Here is an 18,585-nt window from a genome sequence, read left to right as displayed (position 1 = left end):
ACCTCCCACACCCGCTTTAATAACAACAACAAACAGGAGAAACCCCATGTTTGGTCTGTCCCACGAGACGTTCCTGCTGTTAGACGCAGTGGTTACGGTGATCGGCCTGATCGTGCTGATTACCCAGTTCAAGCTCCATCCCTTCATCGCCCTGATTATCGCCGCCGCGTTTCTGGGGCTGACGTCGGGCATGCCCATCGGCACCATCATCAAGGCCTTCCAGGACGGTTTTGGCGGCGTGCTGGGGTTTGTCGGCATCATCCTGGCGCTGGGCACCATGCTCGGCAAAATGATGGCCGAGTCGGGGGGCGCCGATCAGATCGCGCAAACCCTGATCCGCGCCTTCGGCAAGGAGCGGGTGCAGTGGGCGATGATGTTCGCGGCGTTTCTGGTGGGCATTCCGTTGTTCTTCGAGATCGGCTTTGTGCTGCTGATTCCCTTGGTGTGTATCGTGGCGCGGCGTACCGGCGTGTCGCTCATCAAGATCGGCATCCCGCTGCTGGCCGGCCTTTCGGCGGTGCATGGCCTGGTGCCACCGCACCCGGGGCCGCTGCTGGCCATCGGCGTGTTTGGCGCGGACATCGGCAAGACCATCCTCTATGGCCTGATTGTCGCGCTGCCCACGGCCATCATCGCCGGGCCGATCTACGGCACCTTTATCTCCAAGTACATTCCCGGCAACCCGTCCCAGGAGCTGGTGGACCAACTGGCCCGCGAGCCGGCGTCCGAGACGTTGCCAAGCTTCGCCATTACCTTGGTCACCGTGCTGCTGCCGGTGTTCTTGATGCTGCTCAAGACCTTCGCCGACGTGGCCTTTGCCGATGGCCACTGGTTGCGCACCTGGATGGACATGGTCGGCCACCCCATCTCGGCACTGCTGCTGGCGTTGCTGCTGTCGCTGTACACCTTCGGCCACCGCCAGGGCATTGGTTCCAAGCAGATCCTCAAGTTGCTCGACGCCAGCCTCGCGCCGACCGCGGCGATCATTCTTATCATCGGTGCCGGTGGCGGTTTCAAGCAGATGCTGGTGACCAGTGGGGTGGGTGACGTGATCGGCCATATGGCGGTGAACGCGCAAATCTCGCCGATCCTGCTGGCCTGGCTGGTGGCGGCGGTGATCCGCATCGCCACGGGTTCGGCGACGGTGGCGACCATTACCGGGGCGGGCATTGTGGTGCCGGTGGTGGGGATGATTCCGGGGGTGAACCGCGAGTTGCTGGTGCTGGCCACCGGCGCCGGTTCGTTGATTCTGTCCCACGTCAACGACGCGGGGTTTTGGCTGGTCAAGCAGTATTTCAATATGACCGTGGCCGAAACCTTCAAGACCTGGACCGCGATGGAAACCATCCTCTCGGTGGTGGCCTTGATCTTTATCCTGCTGCTGTCGTTGGTGGTCTAAGCAAGTGGCTGTTGGGGGAGCCGGGCCTGGCCCGGCTCCCCATCGTCGCCCAGGGTCAGCCGTTGGCTTTGTGCACCAGCCCATCGGCGCGCAGCATCGCCCGGATGCCGCGTACTGCCTGGCGGATGCGGTCCTGGTTTTCGATCAGGGCAAAGCGCACATGATCGTCGCCGTACTCGCCAAAACCCACCCCCGGCGAGACGCACACCTTGGCCTCGGCCAGGAGTTTCTTGGCGAACTCCAGCGAACCCAGGTGGGCGTAGGCTTCGGGGATCTTGGCCCAGACGTACATCGAGGCTTTGGGGTTCTCCACCATCCAGCCCAGTTCATGCAGGCCTTTTACCAGCACGTTGCGGCGCTGGCGGTACTGCTCGGCGATGTCCTTGACGCACTGCTGGTCGCCTTCGAGCGCGGCGATGGCCGCCACTTGCAGTGGGGTGAAGGTGCCGTAGTCGTGGTAGCTCTTGATCCGCGCCAGGGCGTTGACCAGTTCCGGGTTGCCGACCATGAAGCCCACGCGCCAACCCGCCATGTTGTAGCTCTTGGACAGGGTGAAAAACTCCACGGCGATGTCCTTGGCCCCCGGCACTTGCATGATCGACGGGGCTTTCCAGCCGTCGTAGACGATGTCGGCGTAGGCCAGGTCATGCACCACCAGTACGTCGTACTGCTTGGCAAGGGCCACCACGCGCTCGAAGAAATCCAGTTCCACGCACTGCGCGGTAGGGTTGGACGGAAAGCCCAGGATCATCATTTTCGGCTTGGGGATCGAGCCGCGAATGGCCCGCTCCAGCTCGGCGAAAAAGTCCACCCCTGGCACCAGCGGCACGGAGCGCACCTGGGCCCCGGCGATCACCGCGCCGTAGATGTGGATCGGGTAGCTGGGGTTGGGCACCAGCACGGTGTCGCCCTGGTCCAGGGTGGCCAGCATCAAGTGCGCCAGGCCTTCCTTGGAACCGATGGTGACGATGGCTTCGCTTTCCGGGTCGATATCGACCTCGTAGCGCTCCTTGTACCAGTTGGCAATCGCCCGGCGCAGGCGCGGGATGCCCTTGGACGTGGAGTAGCCGTGGGTGTCTTCGCGCTGGGCGACGGTCACCAGTTTTTCCACGATGTGGGGCGGCGTCGGGCCGTCGGGGTTGCCCATGCTGAAGTCGATGATGTCTTCGCCACGACGACGGGCGGCCATCTTCAGCTCGGCAGTGATGTTGAACACGTAAGGGGGGAGTCGATCTATGCGCGCAAAGCGGCGCGGCGAACCTGGTTCGGCCATTGTTGCCTCGAAGTACGTAAGCGCCCGGAACCGTCCGAGCGACGTTGGCCACTGCGGTGGCCTGGGCGGCACGATAAGGGCGATGATGGCCAATTGTCCAGAGTGGGCCGGCAAATATTTTGGTGGCTGTTTTCGCCCTGATTGGGCACATTGCCGGCCAGTTCCGGCGCCAATGCCACCGTTTTTCTGGAATCGACCATGGAATTTACCAGCGGCTTTTTGCTCAGCCTTTCCCTGTGCCTGGACATTGGCGTGGCCAATATCGCGATGATTACCCTGGCCATGCAGCGCGGCTATTTCCAGGGCTTTGCCCTGGGCCTGGGCACGTGCTTCGGCGATTTGATTTATGCCGTGCTGGCCCTGGCCGGCATGAGCGTGTTGCTGCAGTACGAAACGGTGCGCTGGGTGCTGTGGGTCGGTGGTTCGCTGCTGTTGCTGTACTTCGCGGCGAAGATGATCCATGCCGCCATCCACCACGAAGCGGCACTGGCCCAAACCGCTCAAGTGCCCGCCGGCTCCCATCGCCGCGAGTTCTTTCGCGGCATGTTCCTGGCCATGTCCTCGCCCAGCGCGATCCTCTGGTTCGCCGCCGTGGGTGGCACCCTGATCGCCCGCTCGGGTGGCGGCAGCCTGGCCAGCGCGGGCCTGTTCCTCGGCGGTTTCTTCAGCGCCGGGCTGCTGTGGAGCGCCGGTTTGTGCCTGGCCGCCACCCAAGGCGGCAAGCTGCTGGGGGACAAGCTATTGCGCTACTCCTACCTGGCTTCTGCGGCGATCTTCTGCTACTTCGCGGTGTACGTGATCGTTTCCGGGTACAACGAGTTTGTTGGCCAAACCGCCTCTTTCGAGGCCGCCCAGGGGGTGGGGCACGGTTGAAAACGGACGTGTTGTTGTGCCTGGTCTTTTTGTGGTCTAAATTGAGGCCTTGTTGAGCCCTGGTAGGCCGTGTGCCGAGGACGCATTCCCATGCGAGTTGAAACCATCAGTTTTGTGAAGAAAAACGCTGCCTCTCTGGATTTGTCCGAACCCATGCTGGTGACCCAGAACGGCGTACCGGCCTATGTGATCGAGTCTTACGAGGCGCGCAAGCGCAGGGATGAAGCCATCGCCCTGCTTAAGCTGCTTTCCTTCGCCTCGCGCGACAAAGAGCAAGGCAAGTTGATAAGCGGCGACACTTTGCTCGAACGCCTCGCCCAACGGCGTCAGTTGCTGCAAGAAAATGACGATGCCCAAGACCTATAACGTCCAGTTCGCGACGGCGGCCGAGCATGGCGTGATGTTGTTGGAGTACTACCTCACGCGCCAATGTGGCGCGCAAAAGGCCGCGCAATGGGTGGATGAACTGGTGCGCCAGATTGTCTCCACTCTCGCTACCCAAGCCCATACCTACAGCCTGTGCCAGCAGGCCGTATCCCTGGGGGTCACCCACTTCCACGAATACCTGCCCATGGGCCAGCGTGTGCTGTATGAAATTTATCCCAGTGAAGGCTTGGTGGTCGTGGCGTTGGTGTTGGGGCAACGCCAGAGCGTTGAGCAACAGTTGATCGATTACTGTCTGCTGCTCTGATCTGCAAGGCTCACTAAAGGGTTGCCAGAGGGCAACCCTTTTTCGTGGGGCGCGTCGGCATACACCCACCCCATCCGCCGCTCATAACCGATGCGGCCTTTGTACGCCTCGCCGCTATCGACCCAGCCGTGCTTGCTGTAGAGGGCGATGGCGGCGTTGTTGGTGGCGTCCACCGACAATTCCAGCGCGCGGATCTGGGGCCAGGCCTGGCGTGCGGCGGCAGGCAGGGCGCGCAGGCAGGCGCTGCCATGGCCGCGGCCCTGGGCGCGGCGGTCGACTTGCAGGGCGTGCAGGGTGGCGCTGTGTTCGTCGGCCCAGGCCGGTAAGGCGGGCGGGCGCTTGAGCAGCAGGAACGCCACCGGCACGTCATCGGCCAGCAGGGCGAAGCCCTTGACCCCGGGGCCGGGTTTGGACAGCAGGCTGTGCAGGGCGCCGTGGATGTCGCCGCTGAAGGGGATTTGCTCGGGATGGACCTCAATGGCTTGCACTTGCTGGCGTTGCAGGGCGTCGAGGTGTTCGTAGGGGACGAGTCGGGCAGTCATCGCGAGTCCTTGGGGCGAGTGAGCCGCGAAGTCTAGCGAGTTTCGCGCAGGCGATTATTTTTTTTCAGCGCCTGTCGATTGGCCGCCTACCGCGCGCACTGGCAGGCGTGCATGACGATGTGCCCCGAGCCGAGGACACGGACTGGCCGCAGATTGCCGCGCTGGATGAGGTGCTGCTGCGCAGACAGCCGTCACCGGTGATCGAACTCAACCGCACGGTGGCCGTGGCGCGCTGCGAGGGGCCGGCGGCGGGGCTGGTGTTGGTCGAGGCGATCCTCGCGCAGCGCCAGTTCATCGCGCGCCCACTCGCTCAGTTGTAGTGCGGCTCAGGCCAGCATTTTTTCCAGCAACCAACTGCCCGCCGGGCCTGGTGGGTGCAGGCGCGACCACAGCGCATCGACCGCCACCGGGCGTGGCCAGCCGCGCACGGTGAGCTCCACCAATTCGCCATTGCCCCAGCGCGTCACCAACCAGCGTGGCAGCGGCGCCCAGCCGAACCCGCGTTGGGCCATCTCCAGCAGCATCAGGTAACTGGGCGCCGACCACACGCGGCCCCCGGCGCGGGTTTCATAGGGGTTGACGATGGTGGCCAGGCGCAGCTCGCGGTGCTGGCGCAGGCTGTCCTGGTCGATGTGTGAGGCGCTGGCCAGGGCATGGCGGGGCTGACGAACAGGGCGATTTCGGTGCACTCGTCCACGGTGGCGCTGACCAGGTCGGGCGGGTACGCCGGTTGCAGCTCGGCGAAGGCGATGTGGGCGCGGCCACGTTGCACCAGCGCGATCAAGTCGTCGCATTCGGCGATCAGGCATTCGAGTTCCAGGTCCGGGTAGCGCTGCTCGAAATCAATCAACGAACGCTCGAAGCGGTCGGACTGGTAGGTGTCGGAAATCGCCACCGTGAGCTTGGCCTCCAGCCCCTGGGCCAATTGCCCGGCGCTGATGTGCAGGCGGCTGGTGGCGGCCAGGATGTCCTCGGCTCGTTGCAACAGCACATGGCCGGCGGGAGTCAGGCGCGGCTTGCGGCTGCTGCGGTCGAAGAGCACCAGGTTCAGGTCGATTTCCAGGCTGGCGACGGCGGCGCTGATGGTCGATTGGCTCTTGCCGAGTTTTCGCGCCGCCGCGGAAAACGAGCCTTCGCTGGCGGCCAGGACAAAGGCTTGCAGCACTTCTTGTGAGGCCATGAACTATCGCCTTGATCGATGGTTATTGATTATGAAGTATCGGTATGGGCGTGGATGATCGCAACCACATTCACCTCTGGAGGCCGACCATGAGCCCGCAAAAATCCCTTACCGAACGTTGTCTGCAAGCCTTGGGTTTCGAGCTGCTGGCCTTGGCCCTGTGTACGCCGCTGCTGGCCTGGCTGATGGACAAACCGATGCTCGACATGGGCGTGGCGACCCTGGCCATCAGCGTGCTGGCACTGATCTGGAACGTGATCTTCAACGGTCTATTCGAGCGCGTGCTCAAGCGCTGGAACCTGCGCAAAAGTGCTGGCACCCGGGTGGTGCATGCGCTGCTGTTCGAGGGGGGGCTGGTGGCGGTGGGCGTGCCGCTGATTGCCTGGTGGCTGGACATCAGCCTGCTGCAAGCGTTGATCCTGGATATGGGCGTGTTGTTGTTCTTTCTGCCCTACACCTATGTCTACCACTGGGTGTATGACCTGGTGCGTGAGCGGTTCGTACCCGCCCACACCGCGCAGTAAGTAGCAGGCAAGCGAGCCCGCTTGCTACAGGGGTTACGGTGCCAGCCTCAAAAAAACTGGGTAAACAGCCAATACAAACTCCCCGACAACAGGATCGCGGCCGGCAGGGTCAGTACCCACGCCATCAGTAGGTTGCGGATGGTGCGCATCTGCAGGCCGGCACCGTTGGCGACCATGGTCCCGGCCACGCCCGAGGACAACACGTGGGTGGTGGACACCGGCAAGCCGAACATATCGGCGGCGCCGATGGTCAGCATGGCCACGGTTTCCGCCGAGGCACCCTGTGCGTAGGTGAGGTGGGTCTTGCCGATTTTTTCGCCCACGGTCACCACGATGCGCTTCCAGCCGACCATGGTGCCCAGGCCCAGGGCGATGGCCACGGCGATTTTCACCCACAGCGGAATGAAGCGCGTGGCGTTGTCGATTTGCTGCTTGAACAGTTGCAGCTTGTCCTGGGTGTCGGCATCGAAGTGCCCAACCTGTTTTTTGTCCATCAGGCGAATGGTTTCACTGGCCAGGTACATGTCGTTGCGCACGTTGCCCATGGCCTCGGCCGGGACTTTGGACAGCGAACCATAACCCTTGACCTCGGCGCCGATATTGCCGGTCAGGGCGGCCAGGGCCGGGATCAGTTGCGCGCTGGCCTCCTTGCTGCGCACGTAATCGGACAGCACCTGCCGGGGGTCGGCGGGTGCGGCTTGCGGGGTATGGCGGCTCAAGGCCTGTTGGGTCACTTCGGCCACGGCGGCGAACTGCAACGCCTGGTCGGCGGGCATGGTGCGGTTCAGCGCATAGGCCATGGGCAAGGTGCCCACCAGGATCAACATGATGAGGCCCATGCCTTTTTGCCCGTCGTTGGAGCCGTGGGCGAAGGACACGCCGGTGCAGGTCAGGATCAGCATGGTGCGAATCCACCAGGGCGGTGGTGTGTTGCCCTTGGGCGCCTTGTACAACGCGCGGTTCTTCACGAACGCGCGCAGGGCCAACAGCAGCAGCGCGGCAAAGGCAAAGCCGATCAACGGCGAGAGCAACAAGGCATAGCCAACCTTGGTCGCTTGCGCCCAATCCACGCCGCTGGTGCCGTCGCGCCCGTGCATCAGGGCGTTGGCGATGCCGACGCCGATGATCGAGCCGATCAGGGTGTGGGACGACGACGCCGGCAAGCCCAGCCACCAGGTGCCCAGGTTCCACAGGATGGCGGCAATCAGCAGGGCGAAGATCATGGCAAAGCCTGATGAGGAGCCTACTTGCAGGATCAACTCCACCGGTAGCAGGGCGATGATGCCGAACGCCACCGCGCCGCTGGACAACAGCACCCCGAGGAAATTGAAAAAACCGGACCACACCACCGCCACTTGCGGCGGCAGGGAATGGGTGTAGATCACCGTGGCCACCGCGTTGGCGGTGTCGTGGAAGCCATTGACGAACTCAAAGCCCAGGGCGATCAGCAGCGCCACCCCCAGCAGCAGGAAGGGCGTCCAGGTGGTGACGGGGGTGTCCAGTTGATTGACGTCGTGCATCAGGCTGTAGGCGGTGAACAGCAACCCCAGGGCCAGTACGGCGCAAAAGACGACGACGGTCAGTGCGCTGGTTTTTTTCTCCAGTTGCGGTCGGGCGTCCTCGGTGCGGGCGGCTGAGGCGGCGGTGAGGGAGGGGGTGGCCATGGTGGTCAAGCCTGTGGCGAAAAGGAATGCCCGCCATGATCGTTGCCAATTGTTACGGCTGCTCTGCGTCAGGTCAGTGTTTTGCCGATTGGTAGCGCCATCGATCGGATTGGCAGCGCTCTACACCGCACGTTTGTCGCCCTCAAGAAAGCGCGTCGCGTGCCGATCATTGTTCTGCCAGCGGTTTGTTTTGGCTTCACGCTGGGCCTTGACAGGGACGTCGAAGCGTCATTCCTGCCGCTCGCGCGGCCTGCTTCATCCCTGTCATGAGAGTCATGCGATGTCTGTGCACAAATCCCTGAGGGCGCAAATCCTCGTGCTGCTGAGCTCCAGCCTGTTGGCCATGCTGCTGATCGCCCTGGCCTGTTTCCACTTTCTGTCCAATGGTGTGCAGAGCTACCGCCAGTTGATCGAGGGGCCGCTGCACACCTCGCAACTGATCGACGAAGCCAACCTGCAATTCAAGATTCAGGTCCAGGAATGGAAAAACGTACTGCTGCGCGGCAAGCAGCCAGCGGACCTGGACAAGTACTGGAAGCAGTTCGAGGATCGCCAGGGCGATGTGCAGAACATCCTCGCGCAATTGATCCGCGAGCCCGCCACCGACGCCCTGCTCAAGACCCGCCTCGAACACCTGCGCGAAGAGCATCGCCTGCTGGGCGAGGCCTACCGCAAGGGCCGCGATGCCTATGTGGCGGCCGGTGGCGACCCGGTGGCCGGGGACCTCGCGGTCAAGGGTGTGGACCGCGCCACCAGCGAGCAGATGAGCGCGTTGGTCAGCCAATTGCGCCAGCAGGGCGGGGCACAGTCGTTGCTTATCAGCACCGCGGCCGATCGCACCGTGTGGCTGGGGCTGGCGGTGATGCTGGTGTCGGGCCTGCTGATCGGTGTGTTCAGCCTGTGGTTGGTCAACCGCAACCTGGTGCAGCCGATCCGCCAATTGATCGAATACGTTGCCCAACTCAGCCAGGGGCGCTTTGCCGAGCGTGTGGCGAGCGACCGCCAGGACGAACTGGGTCGCCTCGCGGTGGCCGCCAATACCCTGCGTGATTTCCTCGCGCAAACCTTTGCCAGCTTGCAGCGCAATGCTGTGGACCTGGACGGCGCCAGCGGCGAGCTCAACGCCATCGCCGGGCAAATGGCCCAAGGCACCCAGGAGCAATTCGACCGCACCGACCAGGTGGCCACGGCCATGACCGAAATGTCCGCCACCGCCCAGGAAGTGGCGCGCCACGCGGTGGATGCCGCCCACGCCGCGGATGACGCCGACCACTCGGCCCAGCAGGGCGAGCAGGTGATGCAGCAGACCATCGCCACCATCACTCAGATGCGCGGTGAAATCGTCAACACCGCTACGGTGATCCGCCAACTGGAAAGCGACAGCGGGCGCATCGGCAAGGTGCTGGAAGTGATCCGCGCGATTGCCGAGCAAACCAACCTGCTGGCCCTCAATGCCGCCATCGAAGCCGCCCGCGCGGGCGAGGCCGGGCGCGGTTTTGCGGTGGTCGCCGACGAAGTGCGCAGCCTGGCGCAGCGCACGGCGGCGTCGATCGTGGAAATCAACCAAATCATCCAAACCGTGCAGAGCGGCGCGGTGGATGCGGCCCACGCCATTGAAAGCGGACAGTCGCGCAGCGAAGAAAGCGTCGCCCAAGTGACCCAGGCCGGGGTCATGCTCGAGCGCATCACCACGGCGGTAGAGGCGATCCGCGACATGAACCGCCAAATCGCCACCGCCGCCGAGGAACAGACCTCGGTGGCCGAGGACATCTCGCGCAACCTCAGCCAAATCACTGCCATCGCCAGCACCAACCAGGACAACGTGCAACGCACCGAAGCGGCCAGCCGCAACCTGCATGGGTTGTCCGGGCAGCTCAACGAACTGACCTCGCGCTTGAGTGCGTGATGGGTTGGTAGGGGCAGCAACTGTGTAGGCAGGCCCCGTGTGGGAGAGGGCCGGGCGGCGCTGCGCCTGCCCGCGATGGCTGCGTGCAAGCGGCCACACAAAAACGCCCCACGGCTTGAAGGCCGTGGGGCGTTTTGTGGCTGGGGATCAGTGGTCTTGTTGGTGGCGGATGACTTCGCCGGTTTTGGCGTTCAATTCCACATCCCATTTCTTACCATCGGCGGCCAGAACTTCCACTTCGTAGACGTAGGTGCCGTCTTTGCGCTGGTCCAGTTCGGTGTCAACGATCTGCCCAGCCTGTTTGGCCAGGGCTTTCTGGTTGAGTTGCTCCATGTCTTGGATGGTGTTGTTTTTGAGCAGGCCAGGAATTTGGTCAGGACGGACATCGGCTTGGGCCAGGCCAGCGGTCAGGGTCAGGGCGGTGGCGGCGAACAGAGCGGTCAACATTTTCATGGGGGCTTTCCTTGGGTTGATTCGTTTAAGTGGCCTCAGGTTAACGGCTCGAACTTAACTCAGCCTTAATTTCGTTTCCGCGTATTGCGCCGTTTGTTCAATCGCGCCGTTTTACCCCCTGGCATCGTAGGGCCTCGATCAATGGAGACTCTTATGAAACGTCTGTTTTGCGGGCTGTATGCCCCTGTGTTCGCGGTGGGTTTTATCGGTATGGCGTTGTGGCTGGCGGTGCAGCCAGGGTGGGCGTTGGTGTGGCTGGTGCCGCTTTTCGCGCTGGCCGTGGCGGTGTCGTTTGCCGCCGAGGCGTGGGCGCCCTACGAGCCCTGCTGGAATCAGGCCCAGGGTGATCGGCGCCGCGATGCGCTGCATGCGCTGGTCAACGAGGCCCTCAATGCCCTCGGCCTGCTGGCATTGCCGGCACTGGTGGCGCTACTGGCCATTGACGGCGTATGGCCCCACGGCTGGGCCTTGGGCTGGCAGTTGTTGTTGGCGATTGTGGTGGCCGATTGCGGCATCACCCTGGCCCATTACGCCAGCCATCGGAGTGCGTGGCTGTGGCGTTTGCACGCGGTGCATCACAGCGTGCAGCGCCTCTACGGCTTCAACGGGTTGATGAAGCACCCGCTGCACCAAGCCGTGGAGGCCAGCGCCGGGTTGTTGCCGTTGCTGGTGCTGGGGATTCCGTTGCCGGTGGCGACCTTGCTGGCGTTCGCCATTGCCATCCAGTTGCTGTTGCAGCATTCCAACGTCGATATGCGCCTGGGGCCGCTGCGCTGGGTGTTTGCCTGGGCGCCGGTGCATCGCTTCCACCACATGAAGTACGGTCGCGCCGGGGATGTGAATTTCGGCCTGTTCTTCAACCTCTGGGACTGGCTGCTGGGGACGGTGTTCTACACCCGCGATTACGCGATCAAACAGGGCGACCTGGGCATCGGCAGCCGCCCGGACTTCCCCGACGATTACCTGGGCCAGTTACTCGACCCGCTCAACCCCGGCCCCAGCGGCAAGGAGCCTGCCGTGCCTGCCGCGTTGCGCCACTGATTCAAGCCAATAGGCGCAATTCTATGCCGTGCAGCGCCTGGCCTGCGGTGACGCCAAACAGGCGTTTCATGGTGCGCGAGAAGTGCGCCGAATCGGCAAACCCGGCGCCGTGGGCGGCCTGGGTGATGTTGCGCCCGCCCAGGATCAGGGCCAGCGCCAGGCGCAGGCGCCGCCACAACACCAGGCGCCGCACCGGTAGGCCGACATGGCTGGCGAACAGCCGTTCCAATTGGCTCAGGGAGACGTGGGCCTCCCGCGCCAGCGCCGTGGCCGAGACCTTGGCGCTGAGCAGTTGGTCCAGCGCCTCCAAGGCCCTTTCGATGCGCGGGTCTTGCAGGGGCGTGCGCGGGCAGCTGTCGAGGGCGGCGATCAGGCTGTCTTGCTCAAGGGCCACGCCTTGTAGTGCTTGTTGCAGCACCTGAGCGTCGATCAACAAGGGCTCGGCATAGACCGCGAACACCATGCCGGGCGCGTCGAGGATGGCGTGTTCGCGCAGGGCCTCGATAAACACGCGATGGCCGCTATGCTCGACGCCGTCGAGGCTGACAGTGACCGGCCCTTGCGGCGCGAGGAGCAGTTGGTGCGCGTAGTGGGCATGGGGCGCGGTGTGCCCCACGCCGCCGCGGATCAAGCCGTAATCGTGGCCCAGCCACAACTGGCCGCGCCATTGGGTGCGCGGCGTTGGTTCGCCGGCTTCAGTAGCCATGGCGCTCAAGTAACTTGGTAGCGCTGGCGGGCGCGGGGCGTTGCAGGTACTCCAGCAGTGCGTCGGGGCGGTTGGTGAAGAGGCCATCGACGCCGGCGCCCAGTACGTGCTTGAAGTCCACGGCGGCGTCAACGGTGTAGGCATGCACCAGCAGGCCCTGGTCGTGGCTGTACTGGTTCATCCACGGCTGCACCAGGTCGGCGTAGCTCTGCGCGCCGCCGCCGGTGAGGGCCGCCGAAGGTCCGGTGCCGATGGCGCCCAGAGCCTTGGCATCGTCCACCCAGCGTTGGAATTCGGCTGTGCTGTGGGGTTGCTGTTGGGCGTAGAACGCGGCTTTGTCGGTGAGGCCGCTGGCGGCGAAGGTCTGCTCGGACTTGGCCTTGATGTACCCGTCGCCGACCCACAGCAGCAGGATTTTCGGCACCTGGGGCATTTCCTTGTGCAGCAGGGCCAGGCTGTTCTTGTCGAAGGTTTGCAGTACGACGCGGCCCTTGCCCTGGCCGACAGCCCCTTCGCCTTTGGCCTGTGTCGAGCCGCCGGGGCTGAGCCAGCCGCGTGCTTGCAGCGTGTTCTTGAGGTCGCGTTCCAACCCAGGAAATTGAGCGGGTTCCTTGGTTTCGATGTACAGGCCGGGTGTGTGTGCCGGGTTGCCCTGAGCGATGTCGATGATTTCATCCAGGGTCAGGATTGGCAGGCCGACGAAGGCCGGCCGGGCGCGCTGCGGGTAGGCGGTGTTGAACCAACTGCCGGCGTCCAGGGTTTTCAGTTCGGCCAGGGTGAAGGCGTTGGCGGGGCTGTCCTTGCGCTCGGGGAATTTTGTCGCGACGTCGGTGGTGCGTTGCAGGTTGTCGTCGTGCAGGGCAAACAGCACGCCGTCGTTGCTGCGTTGCAGGTCCAGTTCCAGGTAATCGGCGCCCAGGTCCCGGGCCAGCAGGTAGGCGGCTGCGGTGGATTCGGGTGCATCGAAGGACGCCCCGCGGTGGGCGATGACTGCCGGGTGCGGTATCCCGGCAGCGCTGGCCAGAGCGGCGGGGGCGGATGTGGCGTGGGCCGGATGGGATAGGCCCAGAAGCAGGGGCAGCAGCAGGGTGTTTTTGCGCAAGGTCACGGGCATGGTCGAGGTCCTCTCGTGAAGAACGATGGCAAAGGGCTTGGTGGGGCGCCTGGGGCAGGTTTTGCGTGGGAGCTGGCAAGCTGCTTCCACAGGAGGACACCTTTACTGCCCGGCACCTGGCCAAGGTCTCTCTTTTAACAACTGAGGCGCCAGGCTGCTATCGCGATACCGACATAAAGCGGCCCTTGTGGTTTTTTCAGCGCCTTTGTGGCGCGCTTTGCAGTAATCTTCGCCCACCAGTTTCCCCGTCAGAGGGAAACCCAAGCCCTGCCCTGCGTGTAAACCATCGATCACCTGTCCTGCGGGACCCGTAGTGAGGTTTACCATGCGTATCACTTCCGAACTTATCTGCCAGGCCGCCGACCAGCTCAACGGTTTTGTCGGCCTGAATCGCAAGACTGGGCGCTACATCGTGCGCTTTAGCGAAGATTCCTTCGGCATGGACGTCGCCGACGACGCCATCATCCCCGCCAGCGAGTTCGTCTGGGAGGTACTGGAGGGCCAGACCATGACCCTCAAGCGCGAGCAGATTCAACTGTTGCTGGACCAGAACATCGACGATCGCATCAACATCACCGAGCCTTTGCGCGTGTACATGCGCCGCCAGGACGTCCCGCAAATCACGGCGTTGCGCAGCCTGGTGCAACCGAGCCTGGGCTGACGGGCGGGGCGGGGTGGGCGGCAATGTCGATGCGGTTGCGGCCCCCTCTCTTGGCGGCGTACAGCGCCTTGTCCGCGGCATCGAGCCAGGTCGCTGCATCGCGAAAGCCAGGGGTGTAAGCGGCCAGGCCGATGCTCAGGCTGACGCGTAAGTCGGGCATCGCGGCATTGCGGTAGTGGCTGAGTACCTCGCGCAGGCGCTCCATGACCTCGGCAGCCGCTGCGTCAGTGGTGTCGGGCAGGATCACGCAGAACTCGTCACCCCCGTAACGCCCGCTCAGGTCATGCTCGCGCAGGTTGAGCTTGAGTTCGGCGCTCAATTGGCGCAGTACGCTATCGCCGACGATATGGCCGTGGTGGTCATTGATCGCCTTGAAGTGATCGATGTCGATCAGAGCGACGGTGGCGTGACAGCCTTGCTGCTGGCACTGGTGGAACTTGAGGTGCAAGAGGTCTTTCCAGGAACCGTGGTTGAGCAGGCCGGTCAGGCTGTCGGTACGGCTCAGGGCGCTGAGGGCGCGCTTGTGCTCCGACAGCTTGATCGCTAGGCGATAGCAGACCATGCCCAGGGCGATGGGGTAGAGGGTCAGCATCGGGATGCAGGCATAGACCTGTGCGGAACTGGCTTGCGTGGTGAACCCCAAGCCCAGTAGCCCCCAGGCCACCAGTATCCCCACCACCTGGGCCGCAGTGCCCCGCACGAGCAGGCGCAGGCCTCCTGCGGCAACGTTGTTCATGGTCATCATCGACAGGATGGTGATGCTGGGCAGCGGGTTGAACTGCATGGCCGCCACCCAGAAACCGCCGCTCAGGGAGTCGTAGAGCAGGTTGCGGCGTTCGGCCTGGTAGGGAAAGTGCGAGCGTGCCGACAACTGGTACGCCAGGTGCGGCCAAGCAAACCCCTGGAACAACAACAGCGCCCAGACCCACGCAGGCACCTGCAACGGGTAGAGCGCGGCGCCGACACTGAGGCTGCCGATGCCTAGGCCTACCGTCCTGGGCATGTAGATGCGCCGGGCAAATGACAGCCCCTTGCCTCGTTGTTTTTCCATAGGTCTTTGCACCAAAGCGTTTTCTGCACAGGTTGGAGTGTTGTGGGGCGGCTCGCCGTTTATCGGATAAAACGGGCGAGCATTGTCATTTATTCCAACCTGAATAATCAGTGTCCTTCCAAGCCATTTAGTGGCGATATGCCGCTAGGTAGAGGGGCACACGCTGGCAGAGCAAGCACCGGCGGCGCGGGGTCACTCGATCAAGGCGTAGTCGGGGCGCCCGATGGGGTTGGGCGTGGAGCCTTGGATGTTCATGCCCCGGCCCGGAGCGAACCCGGGAAAGAACACCAGGCCTTCGGTTTCAAGGCAAAAGGCCAGGGCCAGGCGGGTGACATCCAGCACCTGGCCCTGGGCCTCATAGCGGTTGATGGCGGCGACTGAAACCCCCGAGCGTTGCGATAACTGCTCCGGGCTCCAGCCCAGCAGTTCCCGCGCTTGCACACAGTGGAGTGGGGTGAACTGGTAAAGGGCCATGCGTTCAAGGGTGGTTTTCATTGCGAGAGAGGCCATGGTTTTCTCCGGATGGCGAGCGAGACGATACCAAAAAACAACTGTGTTTTTGTACAGTTGTTTCGCCAGCGGATCAAACGGATTTTTTGATGCGTATCGGCCCTGCCCTCAGGACCGCTCCAGGCCGGGCACCTCGCGGATAATCAAATGGTCCAGGTTGTCGATGTCGGCGCTGAACACGGCGAAGGTTTGTTGCGGGTTCTTTTTGCTGGGCACTTGCTTGAGTTGCGGAGTGACCCCGTAGAAGAAGCAATACAGTTCGCGCTGGCTGTCGATGGCGTACTTGATCTCTTCGAGGAACGCTTTGCGTTTGCGGTAACCCTCGATCAGCCGTTTGCTCAGGTAGATGTTCACCGAGTGGGGCTTCTTGTCGGCCCAGACCTTTTTTTCAAAGTCGATGCGAAAACTGCTGGTGTAGTCCTTGATCTCTTTGATCCGGCCCCAGTAGATCAAGCCCTTATTGTCTTGCAGGTATTCGACCTTCTTGAAGAATGTCCAATAAGTGGCCGTTTGCTCACCGATCTTCAAGGGCATGCGCTTGAGTAAATCCTTGTCGCCGATGTTCGACACAAAGCATTCCACCGGGTGGGCAAACACGCTGGTTTTATCAGGCGCGGGGCTGCGTTCCTGCGGCTCGGCAGGCCGCGGTGGTGGTGGGAGTGCGGCGGGCGGATTGGCCGGCGTGGGTGGGAGCGAATACTGGCGCCGGGTCAGCAGCAGCTCTGAGGGGAAATGCTCCTCGCGGTTTTCTTCCTCTGCTGCGCTGTTTTTGCGCTGGCCGTAGGGGCAGCCTTCGCGGTGCAGGGTGGCGGGCAGGTTCTTGAAGTGGGGTGTGCGCACATAGTTGACGTTGCGCGCGTTGAAGGTGCCGAGCACGTTGCTTTGGGGGAACGCGGCGCGGCAGGCATCGTCCGGGCACAGGAAGTGTTCGTGGGTGGAGTCGAAAGCCAGGGTTTCGTCGAAATTCAGCTCCCGCACGTCGTAGATCGACAACTTGTCCGCCAGGCTCAGGCAATACGCTTTATCGAATTTCATGGGCGCGGGGTCCTGTGGGGGGAATGAGGTGGGCGCTATAGTCGCCGGCCATTGGCGGCGGTGCAACTCCACAAGTTGCCTGGATAACAGCTACAGGTTTTGCCCAGGTATAAAAAAAGCCCCGCACGAGTGCGAGGCTTTTATACAACTTGCGTTACCGGCTTAGTTGGCCCGGTAGTGCCTGGTGAGTTGTGAAATCAATCCCAACTCAGTGCGCCGCCTGTTTGATACTCGGTTACCCGCGTCTCGAAGAAGTTCTTCTCTTTCTTCAAGTCCATGATTTCGCTCATCCATGGGAACGGGTTGGTGGTGTTTGGATATTCTTCTTTCAAACCGATCTGCGACAGGCGACGGTTGGCGATGAACTTGAGGTAGTCCTCCATCATGGCCGCGTTCATGCCCAGCACGCCGCGTGGCATGGTGTCGCGAGCGTATTCGATTTCCAGTTGGGTGCCTTGCAGGATCATCTGCGTGGCCTCTTCTTTCATCTCGGCATCCCACAGCTGTGGGTTTTCCAGCTTGATCTGGTTGATGACGTCGATGCCGAAGTTCAGGTGCATGGACTCGTCGCGCAGGATGTACTGGAACTGCTCGGCGACGCCGGTCATTTTGTTGCGACGGCCCATGGACAGGATCTGGGTAAAGCCGCAGTAGAAGAAGATGCCTTCCAGGACGCAGTAGTAGGCGACCAGGTTGCGCAGCAGCTCCTTGTCGGTATCGACAGTGCCGGTTTCGAACTTCGGATCGGAGATCGAACGGGTGTATTTGAGGCCCCAGGCAGCCTTCTTCGCCACCGATGGGATCTCGTGGTACATGTTGAAGATCTCGCCTTCATCCATGGCCAGCGATTCGATGCAGTACTGGTAGGCGTGGGTGTGGATCGCCTCTTCGAAGGCCTGGCGCAGGATGTACTGGCGGCATTCGGGGTTGGTGATGAGGCGGTACACGGCCAGTACCAGGTTGTTGGCAACCAGGGAGTCGGCGGTGGAGAAGAAGCCCAGGTTGCGCATCACGATGCGGCGCTCGTCGTCGGTCAGGCCTTCGGGGTCTTTCCAGAGGGCGATGTCGGCGGTCATGTTGACTTCTTGCGGCATCCAGTGGTTCGCGCAGCCGTCCAGGTACTTCTGCCAGGCCCAATCGTATTTGAAGGGCACCAGTTGGTTGAGGTCGGCGCGGCAGTTAATCATGCGTTTTTCGTCGACGGCCACGCGGGCGGAAGCGCCTTCGAGTTCAGCCAGGCCTTCGGCGATGTCGAGGTTGTCCAGGGCGGTTTTGGCACGGATGATCGCAGCGGAGTCGTTGGCGGTCACGGCACGGGCCTGGAGGGCTGCGGCACCGCCGGCGCTGTCGAGGCGGTCCATGGTGGCTTCGGCGGCGTGGCCGGCGTTGGCGCCCTTGGCGACTACTTCGCCGTCTTCTTTGTCAAATTCGTCCCAGCTCAGCATGACGTGTCGTCTCCTGCGTGAGGGCCAGATGCCCGTGTGAAAACTGTTGAGGTTGGTTTTTCACACGGCCTAACGGGCCGCGTTGGATCTTAAGGAATCGTTTTTTGCATCAGCTAACGCAGGCAAGAAAACAAGATGTTGTACGGGTATTCCGGGGCCTTGATGGGCGCAGGTGACAAAGGTCGCTTCTGCGTTGGCGCCGGACGCCTGTAAGGGAATATTGCAGGCCCGATTTAGGCCGCATTATAGGGACTTTTTCGTCGCTGTGCTGCGGCGAAATCACTCAGGCAGACCTCGGCGGACGGCGTTTTCCCGCGGGGGCAAGGGTTTATGGGGCTTTGCCCGCTGAAGTTTTTTTTTACGGGTTTTTCAAGCCGGCTGGGTGCCGATGGCGGGGCGGTTGTGCGGCAAAACGCGGGAAGTCAGGTAGGACGTGACTTACAGAGCGACGAGGGGGATTTGGCGGGCCAATTGTGTTCAGTTTTTGGATGAAATTGTGCGAGGTGTTTTTTGTGCA

At 62.6% G+C, this 18,585-nt stretch carries 18 protein-coding genes and 3 pseudogenes; 10 read left to right on the top strand and 11 right to left on the bottom strand.

Annotation, left to right across the window (positions count from 1 at the left end; genetic code table 11):
* Positions 1 to 46: 46 nt before the first annotated feature.
* Positions 47 to 1,399 (top strand): GntP family permease, encoded by a 1,353-nt coding sequence (locus tag AC19YT_RS00745; RefSeq protein ID WP_500609553.1) that lies wholly within the window; start codon positions 47 to 49, stop codon positions 1,397 to 1,399.
* A 55-nt stretch (positions 1,400 to 1,454) separates the two neighbouring features.
* Here the strand turns inward: AC19YT_RS00745 and alaC are convergent, their stop codons facing one another.
* Positions 1,455 to 2,672: an alanine transaminase gene (gene alaC, locus AC19YT_RS00740; RefSeq protein WP_095108136.1), complete on the bottom strand. Its 1,218-nt coding sequence runs from the start codon at positions 2,670 to 2,672 to the stop codon at positions 1,455 to 1,457.
* A 198-nt stretch (positions 2,673 to 2,870) separates the two neighbouring features.
* Here alaC and AC19YT_RS00735 point away from each other — a divergent pair, with 198 nt between their 5' ends.
* From AC19YT_RS00735 to AC19YT_RS00725, 3 genes are all read left to right on the top strand, one after another.
* Positions 2,871 to 3,545, top strand: coding sequence for a LysE family translocator (locus AC19YT_RS00735; protein ID WP_500609552.1), 675 nt, complete (start codon positions 2,871 to 2,873; stop codon positions 3,543 to 3,545).
* A gap of 90 nt (positions 3,546 to 3,635) precedes the next feature.
* Positions 3,636 to 3,911: a prevent-host-death protein gene (locus AC19YT_RS00730; protein ID WP_095108138.1), complete on the top strand. Its 276-nt coding sequence runs from the start codon at positions 3,636 to 3,638 to the stop codon at positions 3,909 to 3,911.
* On the top strand, positions 3,895 to 4,236 hold the full coding sequence (locus AC19YT_RS00725) for a type II toxin-antitoxin system RelE/ParE family toxin (RefSeq protein ID WP_500609551.1): 342 nt from the start codon (positions 3,895 to 3,897) through the stop codon (positions 4,234 to 4,236). Before AC19YT_RS00730 ends, AC19YT_RS00725 begins: the two co-directional genes overlap by 17 nt.
* Before the next feature lie 59 nt (positions 4,237 to 4,295).
* Here AC19YT_RS00725 and AC19YT_RS00720 read toward each other — a convergent pair.
* Positions 4,296 to 4,778: pseudogene (locus AC19YT_RS00720) on the bottom strand (GNAT family N-acetyltransferase); the annotation flags it as partial.
* A gap of 107 nt (positions 4,779 to 4,885) precedes the next feature.
* Between AC19YT_RS00720 and AC19YT_RS00715 the strand changes: the two are divergent.
* The gene (locus AC19YT_RS00715; protein ID WP_095108141.1) at positions 4,886 to 5,098 is read left to right on the top strand and encodes a hypothetical protein; all 213 of its coding nucleotides are present in this window, start codon (positions 4,886 to 4,888) and stop codon (positions 5,096 to 5,098) included.
* A 6-nt stretch (positions 5,099 to 5,104) separates the two neighbouring features.
* Here AC19YT_RS00715 and AC19YT_RS00710 read toward each other — a convergent pair.
* Positions 5,105 to 5,958: pseudogene (locus AC19YT_RS00710) on the bottom strand (LysR family transcriptional regulator).
* A gap of 89 nt (positions 5,959 to 6,047) precedes the next feature.
* Between AC19YT_RS00710 and AC19YT_RS00705 the strand changes: the two are divergent.
* Positions 6,048 to 6,482: a multidrug/biocide efflux PACE transporter gene (locus tag AC19YT_RS00705; protein ID WP_095108143.1), complete on the top strand. Its 435-nt coding sequence runs from the start codon at positions 6,048 to 6,050 to the stop codon at positions 6,480 to 6,482.
* A gap of 47 nt (positions 6,483 to 6,529) precedes the next feature.
* Here AC19YT_RS00705 and AC19YT_RS00700 read toward each other — a convergent pair whose 3' ends face one another.
* Positions 6,530 to 8,146, bottom strand: coding sequence for an inorganic phosphate transporter (locus AC19YT_RS00700; RefSeq protein ID WP_500596706.1), 1,617 nt, complete (start codon positions 8,144 to 8,146; stop codon positions 6,530 to 6,532).
* On the opposite strand from AC19YT_RS00700, the pseudogene AC19YT_RS00695 reads away from it, so the two are divergent.
* Both AC19YT_RS00695 and AC19YT_RS00690 read left to right on the top strand, forming a co-directional pair.
* A pseudogene (locus AC19YT_RS00695) lies at positions 8,145 to 9,119 on the top strand (HAMP domain-containing protein); the annotation flags it as partial. The gene AC19YT_RS00700 and the pseudogene AC19YT_RS00695 overlap by 2 nt on opposite strands.
* Positions 9,120 to 9,284: 165 nt before the next feature.
* Complete coding sequence (locus AC19YT_RS00690; RefSeq protein WP_500596858.1) at positions 9,285 to 10,052, top strand: methyl-accepting chemotaxis protein; 768 nt, start codon at positions 9,285 to 9,287, stop codon at positions 10,050 to 10,052.
* Positions 10,053 to 10,199: 147 nt separating this feature from the next.
* Here the strand turns inward: AC19YT_RS00690 and AC19YT_RS00685 are convergent, their stop codons facing one another.
* Positions 10,200 to 10,505: a PepSY domain-containing protein gene (locus AC19YT_RS00685; RefSeq protein WP_095108146.1), complete on the bottom strand. Its 306-nt coding sequence runs from the start codon at positions 10,503 to 10,505 to the stop codon at positions 10,200 to 10,202.
* A gap of 153 nt (positions 10,506 to 10,658) precedes the next feature.
* Between AC19YT_RS00685 and AC19YT_RS00680 the strand changes: the two genes are divergently transcribed.
* The gene (locus tag AC19YT_RS00680) at positions 10,659 to 11,546 is read left to right on the top strand and encodes a sterol desaturase family protein (protein WP_500609550.1); all 888 of its coding nucleotides are present in this window, start codon (positions 10,659 to 10,661) and stop codon (positions 11,544 to 11,546) included.
* A gap of 1 nt (position 11,547) precedes the next feature.
* On the opposite strand, the gene AC19YT_RS00675 is transcribed toward AC19YT_RS00680, so the two are convergent.
* Both AC19YT_RS00675 and AC19YT_RS00670 read right to left on the bottom strand, forming a co-directional pair.
* Positions 11,548 to 12,252, bottom strand: coding sequence for a helix-turn-helix transcriptional regulator (locus tag AC19YT_RS00675; protein WP_500609549.1), 705 nt, complete (start codon positions 12,250 to 12,252; stop codon positions 11,548 to 11,550).
* Positions 12,242 to 13,366, bottom strand: a complete 1,125-nt coding sequence (locus tag AC19YT_RS00670) for a glycerophosphodiester phosphodiesterase (RefSeq protein WP_500609548.1) — start codon at positions 13,364 to 13,366, stop codon at positions 12,242 to 12,244. The genes AC19YT_RS00675 and AC19YT_RS00670 overlap by 11 nt, the downstream gene beginning before the upstream one ends.
* A gap of 325 nt (positions 13,367 to 13,691) precedes the next feature.
* Between AC19YT_RS00670 and AC19YT_RS00665 the strand changes: the two genes are divergently transcribed.
* Complete coding sequence (locus AC19YT_RS00665) at positions 13,692 to 14,027, top strand: DUF2025 family protein (RefSeq protein WP_095108150.1); 336 nt, start codon at positions 13,692 to 13,694, stop codon at positions 14,025 to 14,027.
* Here the strand turns inward: AC19YT_RS00665 and AC19YT_RS00660 are convergent.
* The 4 genes from AC19YT_RS00660 to AC19YT_RS00645 all read right to left on the bottom strand — a co-directional run bounded on the left by AC19YT_RS00660 (position 13,987) and on the right by AC19YT_RS00645 (position 18,068).
* A complete protein-coding gene (locus AC19YT_RS00660) occupies positions 13,987 to 15,078 on the bottom strand; it encodes a diguanylate cyclase (protein ID WP_500609547.1) in 1,092 nt (363 codons plus the stop codon). The genes AC19YT_RS00665 and AC19YT_RS00660 overlap by 41 nt on opposite strands.
* A 192-nt stretch (positions 15,079 to 15,270) precedes the next feature.
* Entirely contained in the window at positions 15,271 to 15,588 is a 318-nt protein-coding gene (locus AC19YT_RS00655) for a helix-turn-helix domain-containing protein (protein ID WP_095108152.1), read from the bottom strand.
* 108 nt (positions 15,589 to 15,696) lie between these two features.
* On the bottom strand, positions 15,697 to 16,623 hold the full coding sequence (locus AC19YT_RS00650; RefSeq protein ID WP_500609546.1) for a hypothetical protein: 927 nt from the start codon (positions 16,621 to 16,623) through the stop codon (positions 15,697 to 15,699).
* A 197-nt stretch (positions 16,624 to 16,820) separates the two neighbouring features.
* Positions 16,821 to 18,068: a ribonucleotide-diphosphate reductase subunit beta gene (locus tag AC19YT_RS00645; protein ID WP_095108154.1), complete on the bottom strand. Its 1,248-nt coding sequence runs from the start codon at positions 18,066 to 18,068 to the stop codon at positions 16,821 to 16,823.
* Between the last annotated feature and the right edge of the window lie 517 nt (positions 18,069 to 18,585).

This window comes from Pseudomonas sp. MF08875 (genome assembly GCF_059862525.1).
Note: the sequence above shows the minus strand (reverse complement) of the source record. Positions and strands in the feature narration are given on the sequence as shown.

Excerpts from the sequence above, each read along its gene's own strand:
- AC19YT_RS00665 (WP_095108150.1), top strand. The coding sequence starts at position 13,692 with ATGCGTATCACTTCCGAACTTATCTGCCAGGCCGCCGACCAGCTCAAC.
- AC19YT_RS00675 (WP_500609549.1), bottom strand. The coding sequence starts at position 12,252 with ATGGCTACTGAAGCCGGCGAACCAACGCCGCGCACCCAATGGCGCGGC.
- AC19YT_RS00670 (WP_500609548.1), bottom strand. The coding sequence starts at position 13,366 with ATGCCCGTGACCTTGCGCAAAAACACCCTGCTGCTGCCCCTGCTTCTG.
- AC19YT_RS00660 (WP_500609547.1), bottom strand. The coding sequence starts at position 15,078 with ATGGAAAAACAACGAGGCAAGGGGCTGTCATTTGCCCGGCGCATCTAC.
- AC19YT_RS00680 (WP_500609550.1), top strand. The coding sequence starts at position 10,659 with ATGAAACGTCTGTTTTGCGGGCTGTATGCCCCTGTGTTCGCGGTGGGT.
- AC19YT_RS00650 (WP_500609546.1), bottom strand. The coding sequence starts at position 16,623 with ATGAAATTCGATAAAGCGTATTGCCTGAGCCTGGCGGACAAGTTGTCG.
- AC19YT_RS00705 (WP_095108143.1), top strand. The coding sequence starts at position 6,048 with ATGAGCCCGCAAAAATCCCTTACCGAACGTTGTCTGCAAGCCTTGGGT.
- AC19YT_RS00745 (WP_500609553.1), top strand. The coding sequence starts at position 47 with ATGTTTGGTCTGTCCCACGAGACGTTCCTGCTGTTAGACGCAGTGGTT.
- AC19YT_RS00645 (WP_095108154.1), bottom strand. The coding sequence starts at position 18,068 with ATGCTGAGCTGGGACGAATTTGACAAAGAAGACGGCGAAGTAGTCGCC.
- AC19YT_RS00700 (WP_500596706.1), bottom strand. The coding sequence starts at position 8,146 with ATGGCCACCCCCTCCCTCACCGCCGCCTCAGCCGCCCGCACCGAGGAC.
- AC19YT_RS00655 (WP_095108152.1), bottom strand. The coding sequence starts at position 15,588 with ATGGCCTCTCTCGCAATGAAAACCACCCTTGAACGCATGGCCCTTTAC.
- alaC (WP_095108136.1), bottom strand. The coding sequence starts at position 2,672 with ATGGCCGAACCAGGTTCGCCGCGCCGCTTTGCGCGCATAGATCGACTC.
- AC19YT_RS00690 (WP_500596858.1), top strand. The coding sequence starts at position 9,285 with ATGGCCCAAGGCACCCAGGAGCAATTCGACCGCACCGACCAGGTGGCC.
- AC19YT_RS00735 (WP_500609552.1), top strand. The coding sequence starts at position 2,871 with ATGGAATTTACCAGCGGCTTTTTGCTCAGCCTTTCCCTGTGCCTGGAC.
- AC19YT_RS00725 (WP_500609551.1), top strand. The coding sequence starts at position 3,895 with ATGCCCAAGACCTATAACGTCCAGTTCGCGACGGCGGCCGAGCATGGC.
- AC19YT_RS00685 (WP_095108146.1), bottom strand. The coding sequence starts at position 10,505 with ATGAAAATGTTGACCGCTCTGTTCGCCGCCACCGCCCTGACCCTGACC.
- AC19YT_RS00730 (WP_095108138.1), top strand. The coding sequence starts at position 3,636 with ATGCGAGTTGAAACCATCAGTTTTGTGAAGAAAAACGCTGCCTCTCTG.